This window comes from Stenotrophomonas sp. STK16_22, from assembly GCF_051984505.1.
GTDB lineage: Bacteria > Pseudomonadota > Gammaproteobacteria > Xanthomonadales > Xanthomonadaceae > Stenotrophomonas > Stenotrophomonas maltophilia_A.
Genome location: NZ_CP196972.1, coordinates 1,013,877 through 1,027,220, shown reverse-complemented (window position 1 = coordinate 1,027,220; position 13,344 = coordinate 1,013,877). Strand labels below are relative to the sequence as shown.

General features: G+C 66.4%; 16 protein-coding genes and 1 tRNA gene. 1 reads left to right on the top strand and 16 read right to left on the bottom strand.

Annotation, left to right across the window (positions count from 1 at the left end; translation table 11 throughout):
- Window positions 1-19: 19 nt before the first annotated feature.
- Together ACSYAO_RS04685 and ACSYAO_RS04680 are read right to left on the bottom strand one after the other, a co-directional pair.
- Window positions 20-415, bottom strand: a complete 396-nt coding sequence (locus ACSYAO_RS04685) for a DUF2946 family protein (RefSeq protein WP_149908928.1) — start codon at window positions 413-415, stop codon at window positions 20-22.
- A 191-nt stretch (window positions 416-606) separates the two neighbouring features.
- Window positions 607-987 (bottom strand): tautomerase family protein, encoded by a 381-nt coding sequence (locus ACSYAO_RS04680; RefSeq protein ID WP_049463481.1) that lies wholly within the window; start codon window positions 985-987, stop codon window positions 607-609.
- Window positions 988-1,275: 288 nt separating this feature from the next.
- Here ACSYAO_RS04680 and ACSYAO_RS04675 point away from each other — a divergent pair, with 288 nt between their 5' ends.
- A complete protein-coding gene (locus ACSYAO_RS04675; protein WP_149908904.1) occupies window positions 1,276-1,839 on the top strand; it encodes a hypothetical protein in 564 nt (187 codons plus the stop codon).
- 84 nt (window positions 1,840-1,923) lie between these two features.
- Here ACSYAO_RS04675 and ACSYAO_RS04670 read toward each other — a convergent pair.
- From ACSYAO_RS04670 to ACSYAO_RS04605, 14 genes are all read right to left on the bottom strand, one after another.
- Window positions 1,924-1,998: transfer RNA gene (locus tag ACSYAO_RS04670), tRNA-Val, on the bottom strand.
- A 134-nt stretch (window positions 1,999-2,132) separates the two neighbouring features.
- Entirely contained in the window at window positions 2,133-2,486 is a 354-nt protein-coding gene (locus ACSYAO_RS04665) for a PilZ domain-containing protein (protein ID WP_004146965.1), read from the bottom strand.
- On the bottom strand, window positions 2,483-3,439 hold the full coding sequence (locus ACSYAO_RS04660; RefSeq protein WP_197655864.1) for a DNA polymerase III subunit delta': 957 nt from the start codon (window positions 3,437-3,439) through the stop codon (window positions 2,483-2,485). The genes ACSYAO_RS04665 and ACSYAO_RS04660 overlap by 4 nt, the downstream gene beginning before the upstream one ends.
- Complete coding sequence (gene tmk / locus ACSYAO_RS04655; protein WP_197655865.1) at window positions 3,436-4,101, bottom strand: dTMP kinase; 666 nt, start codon at window positions 4,099-4,101, stop codon at window positions 3,436-3,438. The genes ACSYAO_RS04660 and tmk overlap by 4 nt, the downstream gene beginning before the upstream one ends.
- On the bottom strand, window positions 4,098-5,159 hold the full coding sequence (gene mltG, locus ACSYAO_RS04650; RefSeq protein WP_049400647.1) for an endolytic transglycosylase MltG: 1,062 nt from the start codon (window positions 5,157-5,159) through the stop codon (window positions 4,098-4,100). Before mltG ends, tmk begins: the two co-directional genes overlap by 4 nt.
- Window positions 5,160-5,370: 211 nt before the next feature.
- Complete coding sequence (locus ACSYAO_RS04645) at window positions 5,371-6,735, bottom strand: aminodeoxychorismate synthase component I (RefSeq protein WP_197655733.1); 1,365 nt, start codon at window positions 6,733-6,735, stop codon at window positions 5,371-5,373.
- A gap of 134 nt (window positions 6,736-6,869) precedes the next feature.
- Window positions 6,870-8,132, bottom strand: coding sequence for a beta-ketoacyl-ACP synthase II (gene fabF, locus ACSYAO_RS04640; protein WP_049463472.1), 1,263 nt, complete (start codon window positions 8,130-8,132; stop codon window positions 6,870-6,872).
- A gap of 143 nt (window positions 8,133-8,275) precedes the next feature.
- Complete coding sequence (gene acpP, locus ACSYAO_RS04635; protein WP_005415509.1) at window positions 8,276-8,515, bottom strand: acyl carrier protein; 240 nt, start codon at window positions 8,513-8,515, stop codon at window positions 8,276-8,278.
- A gap of 152 nt (window positions 8,516-8,667) precedes the next feature.
- A complete protein-coding gene (gene fabG / locus ACSYAO_RS04630) occupies window positions 8,668-9,411 on the bottom strand; it encodes a 3-oxoacyl-ACP reductase FabG (RefSeq protein WP_004146899.1) in 744 nt (247 codons plus the stop codon).
- A gap of 82 nt (window positions 9,412-9,493) precedes the next feature.
- Window positions 9,494-10,438 (bottom strand): ACP S-malonyltransferase, encoded by a 945-nt coding sequence (gene fabD / locus ACSYAO_RS04625; RefSeq protein ID WP_032127764.1) that lies wholly within the window; start codon window positions 10,436-10,438, stop codon window positions 9,494-9,496.
- A gap of 135 nt (window positions 10,439-10,573) precedes the next feature.
- Window positions 10,574-11,356: a hypothetical protein gene (locus ACSYAO_RS04620; protein ID WP_032127765.1), complete on the bottom strand. Its 783-nt coding sequence runs from the start codon at window positions 11,354-11,356 to the stop codon at window positions 10,574-10,576.
- Window positions 11,357-11,433: 77 nt separating this feature from the next.
- Window positions 11,434-12,411 (bottom strand): beta-ketoacyl-ACP synthase III, encoded by a 978-nt coding sequence (locus ACSYAO_RS04615; RefSeq protein WP_032127766.1) that lies wholly within the window; start codon window positions 12,409-12,411, stop codon window positions 11,434-11,436.
- A 91-nt stretch (window positions 12,412-12,502) separates the two neighbouring features.
- Window positions 12,503-12,697 carry a 50S ribosomal protein L32 gene (gene rpmF, locus ACSYAO_RS04610; RefSeq protein WP_004154640.1) on the bottom strand — a complete coding sequence of 65 codons (195 nt, stop codon included), beginning with the start codon at window positions 12,695-12,697 and terminating at the stop codon, window positions 12,503-12,505.
- A gap of 107 nt (window positions 12,698-12,804) precedes the next feature.
- Complete coding sequence (locus tag ACSYAO_RS04605) at window positions 12,805-13,314, bottom strand: YceD family protein (protein ID WP_197655732.1); 510 nt, start codon at window positions 13,312-13,314, stop codon at window positions 12,805-12,807.
- Between the last annotated feature and the right edge of the window lie 30 nt (window positions 13,315-13,344).

Genomic DNA, 13,344 nt, shown 5'->3' with positions numbered 1-13,344 from the left:
AATGCAACGCGCGTGCGGCTCAGGCGGCCATCATGGCTGGCGGCCCACGCGCTCCCAATGTGCCGCTGATCCGTTGCGGCAACGTCTGCACCGCACCGCGCAGTGCGCGGCACACCGGTGCCATCGGCGCCAACAGCAGCACTGCCGCCACCAGCAGGGTGATCAGCCGTGCAGCGATCAGGCAGTAATCGCAGTCCACACCCATCTCATGATCGGCGTGTGGATCGGCAGGTGGCTTCTTTGCGGCCTCGCCGTGCGGCATCGCCATCGCGTGGTGGTCATGATGGCCTTCCATCGCGTGCTGCGCATGCTCTGCGTGCATCGCGTGGTCCATGGCGGCCACCGGTGCTGCAGCAGCCACGTGACCGTGCGCCAGCCAGCGGCTCACCAGCGGGGCGAGCAGCACCAGCAGCATGGCAAGCCATGCCAGGGCCTGGAACCGGCGGTGGAGAGCAGAACGGCGCACGCCGCCATTCTACGGGGCCCTGACCAACCTTGGACCAGGTTCAGGGTTTGCCCCCTGCGACACGGTGACGCAGGGCTGCCCTCCCCCGCGCACGCCCTCCATTCAGTAGATCCACGCCATGCGTGGATGCTTTTCGCGCATCAACTCACGTACTGGGCCACACCATTACCGAACGACCAGTTTTCCCGCTTCACTTCCACCAGGTTGATGAACACATCCTCTCGGCGGATACCCACCGCCGCATGCAGGCCATCGGCAATGCCCAGGTACAACGCTTTTTTCTGCTCCAGCGTGCGTCCCTCGTTCCAGGTGATCTGGATGCAGATGAAATCGTCGGTGCGGTCCACGCCCAGGTAACCGGGGTCGTAGATCAACGTGCCCGGCTCGTGTTGCTGGAAGATCTGGAAGCGATCGTTCTCCGGCACGCCCACCGCGCGCATGGCCTGGTAGATGGTTTCGCCGACGCGTTGCAGGTAGTCGGCGGATTTACCTTTGCGAAGATCGATACGGGCGAGCGGCATGGTGGCACTCCAGAGTGGATGGGCACGGCAACGGGCTGAGACTACGCCTGCCCGGGGCGGTGGGACAGCGCAGGAATGGAACCCTCTGCTTCCATTCGTGGCACGGGCCCGCCCACGTGCGTAACGAAGGCGACCCGGACGAACAGTTGGGCGCCTTCCACACCGACGGGCTGATCGTGGCCGCGCGACAGCTGGTACGCGAGGCACATCATTGCCTCTCCGGCGACGACGCCTGACCGGCCCGGATATGCGCCCGCTACAATCGAGCAGGGAGCGCAGGAGACCGCAATGGACGCCGAACACCTGGAGTACTTCAAGGCCGCACTGGAAGGCCGCGCAAGCGTGGGCTGGAACGTCTGGTTCACCGCCAACCAGCAGGCGCTGGCACAACACCTGAGCCGTCCTGCACTGCTGCGCTTGAAGTTCAGCAAACTGGATGAAGCCGAACGCCTGCTGGCCGAGGCCGGCATCGTGTCCTGCAGCACAGCGGGCAAGCGCTACGAAATGTACTGCGCGCAGTTCTCGGTGGACGTGGTGGACGCGAACGGTCGCCCGCTACCGGCCATCTGGCGCGCGGCGCACGGCGGTGCCATCGGCCTGCTTGCCGATGGTGAGCAGGAGGCCGGCCAGGCGAAGCTGCTCGCGGAATTCCGCCGCGTCCGCAAGCGCGGACTGCAGCAGGCCCATGAATGGTTGGCCGATCTGTGCTTTGAAGGCGAGATGGAACTGAGCGGCGGCAATGCCGATGTGGGCCGTAGCCTGCTGGCGGTGGTGGTGCGGGCCGGCAGCGGTCACGACCTGCTGGATGCAACCGCGATGATCGCGCGCGAGCTGCTGGAGGACCTCGGCTGAAACGGTGATCGCTTCGGCGGGCACTACGGAATCACAGGCAACAAAAAAGCCCCCATTGCTGGAGGCTTCTTTCGTTCTGCAACATGGTGGGCGGTACAGGGATCGAACCTGTGACCCTTGCCGTGTGAAGGCAATGCTCTACCGCTGAGCTAACCGCCCGGTGTGTTGCTGAGCCGCTCATTATAGGGGCTTTTCAGAGGCCGTCAACAGTTTTTCACATTCGTGTTCACAGGCGTTTCGGGGCATGCAACCGAGCATGCCCGGCGCTATCGAGGGCGGCAATCCGCGCGCCGTTACATCGTATGCGTCGGCTTGTCCGAACTGGTCAGGCCGGCCAGCAGGGTCTCGATCTTGTGGCGCACGCCCTCGCCTTCGGCACCGTCGGCCAGCTGCACGCCGATGCCGGCGGTGCGGTTACCCTGCGCGCCGGCCGGGGTCACCCAGATCACCTTGCCGGCCACCGGCAGGCGCTCGCTGGAATCGGGCAGGGTCAGCAGCAGGAACACCTCGTCGCCCAGGAAGTAGCGCTTGGGCGTGGGCACGAAGATGCCGCCGTTCTTCACGAATGGCATATACGCGCTGTACAGCGCGGCTTTGTCCTTCACGGCCAGGGACAGGATGCCCTGGCGGGCGTTGCTGGCACTCATCGATTTCCCCTTGCGGCAGGCCGCTCGTTCACCTTGTTCCAGGCCAGCAGCAACTCGACGACGGCAAGGTCTGCACGCACCGTGGTGCGCAGCAGGTCGCGGGTGCGGTTGGCCGCATCGAACCAGGCTGCAAGCTTGTGCAATCGCTCCGGCGTGGTCAAGGCATCGGTGCTGGCCTGGGCCAGCGCCAGGTCGGCAGCGAAGCGCAGGCGCAGCGCCGCGTTGTCATCACCGCACCACTTCTGCGCCAGCTCCACCGCGCCGGTCTTGCCGGCGGCCAGCTGTTCCAGCTCGCGGCCCACTTCGCGGCGCAGGCTCAGGCCATCTTCGCGCAGCCAGTTGTCGGCCTGGCCGGGGTGGCCGCGCGCCGCGTCCAGCGCTTCGCGCGCGGCCGCTTCGCTGTGGCCCTGCTGCTGCAGCCAGGCCAGCGCTTCGTGCTGCGGCGGCAACTTGAATTCCAGACGCTGGCAACGGCTGCGGATGGTCTGCGGCAGGCGCGCCGGGTCGCTGCTGATCAACCACAGGTAGCGGCCGGGCTGCGGCTCTTCCAGCGTCTTCAGCAGCGCGTTGGCCGCCGAGCGGTTGATCGCATCGGCCGGGTCGACGATCACCACCTGCGCCACGCCGTACTGCGGGGTCAGCGCCAGCTTGTCGGTGATCTCGCGCACCTGCTCGATGACGATCTCGGTGCGCAGCTTGTCGCCGCTCTTGTTCGGAATGAAGCTGACCAGCTGCAGGTCAGGATGGGTGCCGGCGGCGATCAGCTGGCGCGTGCGCATGGCATGCGCGGCATCGCCGCGCGCCAGCACGTGGTCGGCCAGCGCCAGTGCCACCTCGCGTTTGCCCAGCCCGGCCGGGCCGCAGATCAGCAGGCCATGACCAAGGCGGTCGGCATCGAGCGCTGCCACGGTCTGATCGAAGGCGCGCTGCTGCCACGGCGAGAATGTGCTCATGCGCCCTCCCCGTCCTGCAGCCAGCGCTCGACCTGCGCGACCACATCAGCCGCTACACGCGCCTGCACCTGGCCGGCGTCGATCAGCGCGAAGCGCTGCGGGTCCTGCTGCGCGCGGCTGCGGAACACTTCGCGCACGCGCTGGAAGAAATCATCCTGTTCGCTCTCGATGCGGTCTGGCCACAGGTCGCGGCCATTGGCGCGCGCGCGGCCTACTGCCACGTCCACGTCCAGCAGCAGGGTCAGGCCCGGCAGCAGGCCCACCGCGCGTCGTTCCAGATCGGCAATCCACTGCGGATCGAGGCCGCGGCCACCGCCCTGGTAGGCATAGCTGGAATCGGTGAAGCGATCACTCAGCACATAGGCGCCGCGCTGCAGTGCCGGATGGATCACCTGGCGCACATGCTGCGCGCGTGCAGCGAACACCAGCAGCAGCTCGGCTTCGGCGCTGAGCGGCTCGGCGGCGATCTCGGCATCGGGTTTCAGCACCAGGCCACGGATGCGCTCGGCCAGCGGCGTACCGCCCGGCTCGCGGGTCAGCACCACCTCGTGGCCGTGGCTGCGCAGGCAGTCACGGATGGCATTGATGGCGGTGGTCTTGCCTGCGCCCTCGCCGCCTTCCAGGCTGACGAAACGCGGGTGGCGAAGCAGCGCGGGACTCATTGCGCCGGGGTCTCCTTGGTACGTTGCTGGCGCAGCTGCTGCAGGTAGCGGGCCACTGCGGCGTTGTGCTGGTCCAGGCTGGGCGAGAACACGTGCGCGCCACTGCCATCGCCGACGGCGACGAAGTACAGCGCGTCGCCCGCTGCAGGTTGCGCGGCCGCCATCAGCGCATCGCGGCTGGGCATGGCGATCGGGGTCGGGGTCAGGCCGGCGCGGGTGTAGGTGTTGTAGGGCGTATCGGTGGTCAGGTCGCGGCGGCGGATGTTGCCGTCATACGCAGCACCGATGCCGTAGATCACGGTCGGGTCGGTCTGCAGGCGCATGCCGATCTTCAGGCGGCGCATGAACACGCCGGCAATCTGCGGGCGCTCGCTGGCCAGCGCGGTTTCCTTCTCGATGATCGAGGCCATCGTCAGCAGCTCGTAGGGCGTGTTGATCGGCAGGTCCGGCGCACGGCTTTCCCAGGCTTCATCCAGTGCGTCCTGCATTGCAGCGTGAGCACGCTTGAGCACATCCAGATCGCTGTCGCCACGCTGGTAGACGTAGGTCTCCGGCAGGAAGCGGCCTTCCGGATGCTGGCCACCGAAGCCGAGGCGCTGCATCAACGCGGCGTCATCGAGGTTGTCGGTGGTGTGCAGCAGCGGCTCGGCGCGCTTGAGCGCGGCACGCAACTGGCGGATGTTCCAGCCTTCAATGATCGTGACGCGGTGCTGCAGCACCTTGCCGGCGCGCATGCGCAGCAGCAGATCACGCGGGGTCAGGTCGCTGCTGAGCGCGTACTCACCCACCTTCAGCTTGCCGGCCGCATCGAGCTGGCGCGCCAGCAGCTGCCACTGCGCGTCCTGGCCCTCGTCCACGCCGGCGTCGCGCAGCTTGCGCAGCACGCTGTTCATGCCATCGCCGCTGGCGATGACCACGCTCTCGGCGGACGGGGTGATCGGGGCGTCGGCGAACCGGGTCTGCTGGTAGAAGAACCATGCGCCCGCGCCGGCCACGACGGCGGCCAGCACCACCACCAGCGTTACCACGAACAGACACCCGCGCTTGGCTCCCGCCATGGACTACCTCTGAACTCGATTCCGTCGTGCAGGATACCGTGCCGGTGGATTGGGGTCATGACCGGGGGCATGCGCCTGTGCCGACCGACGGTCGGCACCCACCCGAACAATGGCACCCATCGGTACCGGTAGTGCCGGCCGCTGGCCGGCAATCGCGCGGATCATGGGTGCATGAGGTTGCCGGCCAGCGGCCGGCACTACCGGAATACGCCTACCCCTGCTGGCCGAGCGCGCGCAGCAGGCCGCGGGCCTTGGCGCGGGTCTCGTCCAGTTCCTTGTCCGGGTCCGAGTCAACCACGATGCCGGCGCCGGTGCGGAAGCTCACCTCGTGGCCATCCACTTCGGCGGTGCGGATCAGGATGTTCAGGTCCAGGTCGCCATCGCGGTTCAGCCAGCCGAACGCGCCGGTGTAGGCACCACGCGGCACCTGCTCCAGCTCGCTGATGATCTGCATGCAGCGCACCTTCGGGCAGCCGGTGATGGTGCCACCCGGGAACGTGGCGGCGATCACCTCGCCGGGGGTGACCTCCGGGCGCAGATGGCCGCTGACGTTGCTGACGATGTGATGCACGTGCGCGTAGCTCTCCACGGTCATCAGCTCATCGACCACCACGGTACCAGGCAGGCAGATGCGGCCCAGGTCGTTGCGCTCCAGGTCGATCAGCATCACGTGCTCGGCACGCTCCTTCGGGTGACCGACCAGTTCCTGGATGCGCGCAGCATCATCGTCCCCCTCGAAGCGCGGACGCGTACCGGCAATCGGCCGGGTCTGCGCGTGGCCGGCATGCACCGACACCAGCCGCTCCGGCGAGGAACTGACCACATGGCGGCCGTGCGCGCTGAACAGGCCGGCGAACGGTGCCGGGTTGGCACGGCGCAGCTGCGCGTACAGCGCCTGCGGGCTGACCGGTGCGGCAAACTGCGCGCTCCAGCGCCGCGACAGGTTCACCTGGAACACATCGCCGGCACGCAGGTACTCGATCACCCGGCGCACGCCATCGGTGAAGCGCTGCGGTGCATCCTCGCCCACCGACTGTGGCGGCTGCCAGCCCTGCCCGGCTTCGGGCAGCGTGGCCGAGGTCAGTGCCACCAGCGCATCCAGCAACGCCTGCTCGCCGGCTTCGGCGATGACGAAGCTGGCCTCGTTGTGATGGTCGTGCAGCACCGCGGCCGGGCAGCGCAGTGCCAGTGCGGTCGGGCGGCCGTCCTCGCGCGCACGCGCCGGCAGCACCGGTTCTATCTGGCTGGCCACTTCGTAGTCCAGCATCAACGCCCAACCACCGCGGAACGGCAGGCTGTGGCTGCCGTCATGCGGCAGGCGTTCGTGCTGCCAGGCGCGGTCCAGCACCTGCAGGAAGCTGCCGGCCTGCACCGCATCATGCTGGTCGCGCACCTGGCCATCGGCATCCAGCCGCAGGCTATCGCCCTGCGCCGCCAGCAGCAGGCTCCAGCGGCCCTGGGCGGTGCCCGAGGCGGTGGATTCCATCAGCAGCGGGAAGCGTGCCGGGTCGTGCTGCTGCAGAGCCAGCAGATCGATCGGGTGCGGCAGCGGGTGGATCAGCGGTGCGTGGGTCATGGCGGCCAGTTCGGGGATTCAGATGCACGGAAGCCGCCTTGCGGCGGCCTCCTCGTGCGTAACGCACGTTCAGTCGAGCATGGCTCGACTCTACACAAGGGCGGAGTCGAGCGTGGCCCGACGCTACAACTCGGTCAGACGCGCTTGAAGATCAGCGTGCCGTTGGTGCCGCCGAAGCCAAAGCCATTGGACATCACCACGTCGACCTTGGCCTGGCGCGCTTCGTTGGGCACGTAGTCCAGATCGCAGCCTTCGCCCGGCTGCTGCAGGTTGATGGTCGGCGGAATGACATTGTCCTGCAGCGCCATCACCGAGAAGATCGCTTCCACGCCGCCGGCAGCGCCCAGCAGGTGGCCGGTCATCGACTTGGTGGAGCTGACCATCATCTTGTAGGCGTGGTCGCCGAAGGCGGTCTTCATCGCCATGGTCTCGCCCAGGTCGCCCAGCGGCGTGGAGGTGCCGTGCGCGTTGAGGTAGCCCACCTGTTCCGGGGTCACGCCGGCGTCCTTCATGGCCATGACCATGCAGCGGGCGGCGCCTTCGCCGTTCTCGCTCGGTGCGGTCATGTGGTACGCGTCGGAGCTGGCGCCGAAGCCGGCCAGTTCGCAGTAGATCTTCGCGCCACGTGCCTTGGCGTGCTCATACTCTTCCAGGATCAGGATGCCGGCGCCGTCGCCCAGCACGAAGCCGTCACGGTCCTTGTCCCACGGGCGCGAGGCCTGTTCCGGGGCGTCGTTGCGAGTGCTCATGGCCTTCATCGCGCAGAAGCCGCCCAGTGCGGTCGGCGACGAGCCACGCTCGGCACCACCGACCACCATCACGTCGGCATCGCCGTACTGGATCATGCGCATGGCGGTGCCGATCGAATGGTTCGAGGTCGCGCACGCAGACACCGCCGAGAACGACGGGCCCTTCAGGCCGGTGATGATGCTCAGCTGGCCCGGCAGCATGTTGATGATGGTCTTGGGCACGTAGAAGGGCGAGATCTTCTTGCCCTCATGGAACTCGATGGTCTGCTCTTCGATGCCGAGCAGGCCGCCGATGCCGGCGCCGACGATGGCGCCGATGCGCTCGGCATTGGCGTCGGTGATCTCAAGGCCCGAGTCATGCAGGGCCATGAACGAGGCACCGAGGCCGTAATGGATGAACGGGTCCATCTTCTTGGCATCCTTGCCGCTGACCCGGAATTTGCCGAACAGTTCATTGTCGGCGGTGATGTCGAATCCCTTGACCTCACCTGCAATCTTGGTGGTGAACCGATCCAGATAGGCATCAGAAACGTTGGTCAGCGGACCGATGCCCGAACGACCCTGGGTGATGCCTTCCCAGCTGCTGGCCAGATCATTGCCCAACGGCGAGACGATACCCAGGCCGGTTACGACGACGCGACGCTTCATTGCTGATTCTCCTGGCCCGGATGATTTCAACGGGCAACTCGGTTTGCTTCGGTGTGATGCTCAAACACACGGGGCCGCAACAGCGGCCCCATGGGGTGCGGTGCGCGGCGAGCGTGAGCCCGCGCGCGCACTGCCGTCTGACATCAGGCCTTGACGTGGGCCTTGATGTAGTCGATGGCGGCCTGCACGGTGCTGATCTTCTCGGCTTCTTCGTCCGGGATCTCGCACTCGAATTCTTCTTCCAGGGCCATCACCAGCTCGACGGTGTCCAGCGAGTCAGCGCCCAGGTCATCGACGAACGATGCGCTGTTGGTGACTTCTTCTTCCTTGACGCCAAGCTGTTCGACGACGATTTTCTTGACGCGTTCTTCGATGGTGCTCATGGGATCTCGCTCCAGATGGAGTTGTGGTTCAAAAGTGGTCGCCATCAAAGGCGATGGCCGTGGGATAGTGTAGTGGAAACCGGCGCAGCCTTGCATCGCAGCAAAAACCTCCGCAGATCAACCACTTGCGGCGCAATCCCTGCGCCCCTTGCTTACGGCATGTACATGCCACCGTTCACATGGAGGGTTTCGCCGGTGATGTAACCGGCAGCCGGGCCGGCCAGGAAGGCCACCGCATGAGCGATGTCTTCCGGCGAACCCAGGCGTTCGAGGGCGATGTCGTTGATCAGCGCGGTACGCGCTTCTTCCGGCAACGCCTTGGTCATGTCGGTGTCGATGAAGCCGGGTGCGACAACATTGACGGTGACACCGCGCGAACCGATTTCCTTGGCCAGCGACTTGCTGAAGCCGATGATGCCGGCCTTGGCGGCAGCGTAGTTGGCCTGGCCGGCATTGCCGGTCACGCCCACCACCGATGCGATGTTGATGATGCGGCCCTTGCGCGCCTTCATCATGCCGCGCATCACCGCCTTGCTGGTGCGGAACACGCTGGTCAGGTTGGTGTCGATGATCGACGCCCAGTCCTCGTCCTTCATGCGCATCAGCAGGTTGTCGCGGGTGATGCCGGCATTGTTCACCAGGATCGAGATCGGGCCGAATTCCTTGGCAATGCCATCGAGCACGCTGTCCAGCGCGGCGGCGTCGGTGACGTTCAGCGCGCGGCCGTGGCCACCGTGGGCGGCCAGGCGCTCACCGATCGCGGCGGCGCCGGATTCAGTGGTGGCGGTGCCGATGACTGTGGCGCCCTGGGCGGCCAGCAGATCGGCGATGGCGGCACCAATGCCACGGCTGGCGCCGGTGACCAGTGCGATTTCACCCTGCAGGGGCTTGCTCATGATGTTTTCCTCAGGCTGGGACGGCCGCCGTTCCCGTACCGCTTGCAGCGGCCACCGGTACGGTCGGCAGGAACAAGGGGGATCAGGCCGACCATGCCTCGCGGGCGGCTTCGAAGTCGCCTGGCGTGGCCAGCGAACGGCCGTCGATGGCCTTGTCGATACGCTTGACCAGACCGGTCAGCACCTTGCCCGGGCCGCACTCGGCGATCCGGGTGACGCCACGGCCAGCCAGCGCCTGCACGCACCCGGTCCACTGCACCGGCTGGTACAGCTGCTGGACCAGCGCGGTACGGATCGCGTCAATGCCGTCATGCACCTTGGCGTCGACGTTCTGCACCACCGGCAGCTGCGGCGCCTGCCAGGCCAGGCCGGCCATCACTTCGGCCAGGCGGTTGGCGGCTTCGCGCATCAACGGGGTGTGCGAGGGCACGCTCACGGCCAGCTTGACCGCCTTGCGCACGCCCTTCTCGGCCAGCAGCGCCAGCGCACGGTCGACCGCGTCGGCGTCGCCACCGATCACGATCTGGCCCGGCGAATTGAAGTTGGCCGGCACCACCACCTGGCTGCCTGCGGCTTCGGCGCAGACGTCCAGCACCAGCTGGTCTTCGGCGCCGAGCACGGCGGCCATGGCACCGACGCCGGCCGGTGCGGCTTCCTGCATCAGCTGGCCGCGCAGGCGCACCAGGTGCGCACCGTCATGCAGGCTCAGCGCGCCAGCGGCAACCAGGGCGGTGTACTCGCCCAGGCTGTGACCGGCCAGCACCGACGGGCGCGGACCGCCCACGGCGTTCCAGGCGCGCCACACGCCGATGCTTGCGGCCAGCAGGGCCGGCTGGGTGTATTCGGTGCGGTTGAGCATTTCCTCCGGGCCACCCTGGGACAGCGCCCACAGGTCGACGCCGGCACCATCGGATGCCTCGGTGAAGGCTTCACGCACCTGCGGGTGCAGTTCAGCCAGCTCGGCCACCATGCCCACAGACTGCGAGCCCTGGCCGGGGAAGACAAAAGCGAGGGTGGATACGGTCACGCGGTCATCCGCTTGTTGCAATCGAAGCGGGCCATGATAAGGGGGAACATGCCGTGTCGTCTGTACGTGCGCGTATGCACGCGTATGGTGGGCCAGCCGCGGAACGCCGCCGGGCATGGCCCGGCGGACGCACAGTCAGCAGAACAGCTGCAGGACGTCCAGATCGCCGTCGGCGAGGAAATCCACGCACAGGCCCACCAGCATCAGCACGCCAGCGGTGCTGGCGCCATGGGCGATGAAGATGGAGTGGGCCAGCGCGCGCGCCGAGCGGCCCAGCTTCATGCAGACCCGGGCCAGGCTGCGCAGGCGGCCAGTGACCGCGTGCACGTGCTCGCGCACCGGCGCCTGCGCATCGCCCATCGCCTCGGCCATCATCGCCTGCAGGTGCTCGGGGCGGTCGGCGTAGTACTTGGCCACGCCATAGCCGAACATCAGCCAGTCGCGGGCCTGCGCTTCGGACAGATCCATCACTTCCAGCGGATCTTCCTCGAAGTCGATGAAACCGACCTTCTCGCCATCCCAGGTGAGATTGCGCGGCAACGGCTGACCGAAATAGGCGCCGCGCGCATGCGCTGCGGCAATGGCCAGCATGGCCGCCATCACCAGGCGGTCGCGACCGGCCTCGTCGGCTTCGCGCAGGCAGGTATTGAACGAACTGCCGTTGTCGCCGATCACCAGCGCAGCATGGCCGGTGCCCAGCACATCGGGCACGTTCACGCCCTGCGCCTGCAGTTCTGCAAGGCGACGGGCTTCGGTTTCGCGCGCGGCGTCACCGCCACGGTGCGGCGGCGGGCGCAGGGCATCCAGATGGAAACGACGGGCAACAAAATTGAGCAGGCCAAGGGCCAGCGCGCGGCTTCCCTTGCCGTACTGCTTCAGCCAGGCACGTTGCCCTTCTATGACGATGGGCTCAACCATGACAGGTCCTCCTTAAACGCGTTACGGCCCCAAAGGGGCCGCAACGACAAAGCTTCACGTTGTCGTAACTTGCACTATCAATAGCGCAGCAGAGCCGAACCCCACGTGAAGCCGCCGCCGAAGGCTTCCAGCAGCAGCAGCTGGCCACGTTCGACCTTGCCCGAGCGCACGGCGGCGTCCAGCGCCAGCGGCACCGAGCCGGACGAGGTATTGCCGTGCTTGTCGACGGTGACCACGACCTGGTCCATCGACATGTCCAGGCGCTTGGCGGTGGCTTCGATGATGCGCAGGTTGGCCTGGTGCGGAATCAGCCAATCCAGGTCGGACTTGTCCAGGCCGTTGGCAGCCAGAGTCTCGTCCACGACCGAGTCCAGCGCCTTGACGGCGTACTTGAACACGTCGTTGCCCTTCATGTTGATGGTGCCGCCACCATTGGCGCCGTCCTTGAAGCCGGTCGAAACGCCAACCGGGTTCCACAGCAGCTCCTTCTTGCTGCCATCGGCATGCAGGTGGGTGCTGAGGATGCCGGTGTCTTCGTCGGCCTTGAGCACGACAGCACCGGCGCCATCGCCGAACAGCACGCAGGTGGTGCGATCGTTCCAGTCGACCATGCGGGTCAGCGTTTCGGTGCCGATCACCAGCACGTGCCTGCAGTCGCCGGAGCGGATGAACTTGTCGGCCACGCCCAACGCGAACACGAAGCCCGAGCAGGCGGCGTTGACGTCGAAGGCGGGGCACCCGGCCACACCGAGCTTTGCCTGGATCAGGCACGCGGTGGACGGGAAAATGAGATCAGGGGTGGTCGTGCCGACCACGATCATGTCGAGCTGCGAGGCGTCGATGCCTGCGGCCTCAAGCGCGCGCAGTGCGGCGTTGTAGCCAAGGTCGCTGGTGGTTTCGCCTTCGGCCGCGATGTGCCGCTCACGAATGCCGGTGCGCGACTGGATCCACTCATCCGAGGTTTCGACCATTTTTTCCAGGTCGGCGTTGGTCAGGACTTTTTCCGGCAAATAGCTACCGGTGCCCGCGATCCTCGAGTAGATCCGCTTGCTCATCATGTTTCCTGTTGCGCGGGCCGCCGATCACCGGCACACCCGGGAAAGAAGGCAAAGGCCGCTGCCCGGAGGCAGCGGCCTTCCCGGCACATCAATCTTCTTCGACGGCCGAGGTCTTGGTCTGGATGACCTTCTTGCCGCGGTAGAAACCATCGGCAGTGATGTGATGACGCAGGTGCACTTCGCCGGTGGTCGGGTCGGTCGACAGCTGCTTGGCGCTCAGGGCGTCATGCGCACGACGCATGCCGCGGCGGGACGGGGTGACACGGGATTTCTGCACAGCCATGGGATTGCTCCAAACTCGGTTCGTTTTGCTTCGTCGTATCGTCGCGCAGGACGCCAGCGCCCAGCACACTTTCGCTTTCGCCGCAGCCGCCGACGACAATCCGGCTGCTATTGTTTCTTCAGTGCCGCCAACGCCGCGAACGGGTTGGCCTGCTTTGTTTCTTCTTCGCTCGGCGCCCAGTCCTTGTCGACTGCTTCACCGTCGGGCGACAGCGGCACCACAGGCACCGCCAGCACCAGCTCGTCCTCGACCAGGTCCAGCGGACGCAGCTGGCCGTCTTCCGGCACCAGCAACGCCTCGTACTCCTCCGGCAGGGACGATTCCTCGTCCTCGTCGCGGATCAGGCCAAGCCTCTGGGTCACCTTCACCGGCAACAGGAATCGCTGCATGCTGCGCTGACAGGTCAGCGGCAACGCGGTGTCGATGGTCAATTCCACATAGGATACCCGCAAGACGTCGTCGCGACCGAATTCAAGCGAGTAATTGCACTCACCGTCGGTATCTGCGACCAACCCCTGCAGGCGGGTCAATTCAGCCAGGGACACCTGACCGTCGAAGCGCCTTCGCGCTACAACCATCCGCCAGGCATCCAGCGTTTCGGGCACGTTCGCGGACATAAGCCGCTGAATAGTAAGGATCGGGGCGGC

Excerpts from the sequence above, each read along its gene's own strand:
- ACSYAO_RS04685 (WP_149908928.1), bottom strand. The coding sequence starts at position 415 with ATGCTGCTGGTGCTGCTCGCCCCGCTGGTGAGCCGCTGGCTGGCGCAC.
- ACSYAO_RS04615 (WP_032127766.1), bottom strand. The coding sequence starts at position 12,411 with ATGAGCAAGCGGATCTACTCGAGGATCGCGGGCACCGGTAGCTATTTG.
- ACSYAO_RS04675 (WP_149908904.1), top strand. The coding sequence starts at position 1,276 with ATGGACGCCGAACACCTGGAGTACTTCAAGGCCGCACTGGAAGGCCGC.
- ACSYAO_RS04620 (WP_032127765.1), bottom strand. The coding sequence starts at position 11,356 with ATGGTTGAGCCCATCGTCATAGAAGGGCAACGTGCCTGGCTGAAGCAG.
- ACSYAO_RS04605 (WP_197655732.1), bottom strand. The coding sequence starts at position 13,314 with ATGTCCGCGAACGTGCCCGAAACGCTGGATGCCTGGCGGATGGTTGTA.
- ACSYAO_RS04645 (WP_197655733.1), bottom strand. The coding sequence starts at position 6,735 with ATGACCCACGCACCGCTGATCCACCCGCTGCCGCACCCGATCGATCTG.
- ACSYAO_RS04680 (WP_049463481.1), bottom strand. The coding sequence starts at position 987 with ATGCCGCTCGCCCGTATCGATCTTCGCAAAGGTAAATCCGCCGACTAC.
- tmk (WP_197655865.1), bottom strand. The coding sequence starts at position 4,101 with ATGAGTCCCGCGCTGCTTCGCCACCCGCGTTTCGTCAGCCTGGAAGGC.
- rpmF (WP_004154640.1), bottom strand. The coding sequence starts at position 12,697 with ATGGCTGTGCAGAAATCCCGTGTCACCCCGTCCCGCCGCGGCATGCGT.
- ACSYAO_RS04665 (WP_004146965.1), bottom strand. The coding sequence starts at position 2,486 with ATGAGTGCCAGCAACGCCCGCCAGGGCATCCTGTCCCTGGCCGTGAAG.
- fabG (WP_004146899.1), bottom strand. The coding sequence starts at position 9,411 with ATGAGCAAGCCCCTGCAGGGTGAAATCGCACTGGTCACCGGCGCCAGC.
- fabF (WP_049463472.1), bottom strand. The coding sequence starts at position 8,132 with ATGAAGCGTCGCGTCGTCGTAACCGGCCTGGGTATCGTCTCGCCGTTG.
- mltG (WP_049400647.1), bottom strand. The coding sequence starts at position 5,159 with ATGGCGGGAGCCAAGCGCGGGTGTCTGTTCGTGGTAACGCTGGTGGTG.
- acpP (WP_005415509.1), bottom strand. The coding sequence starts at position 8,515 with ATGAGCACCATCGAAGAACGCGTCAAGAAAATCGTCGTCGAACAGCTT.
- ACSYAO_RS04660 (WP_197655864.1), bottom strand. The coding sequence starts at position 3,439 with ATGAGCACATTCTCGCCGTGGCAGCAGCGCGCCTTCGATCAGACCGTG.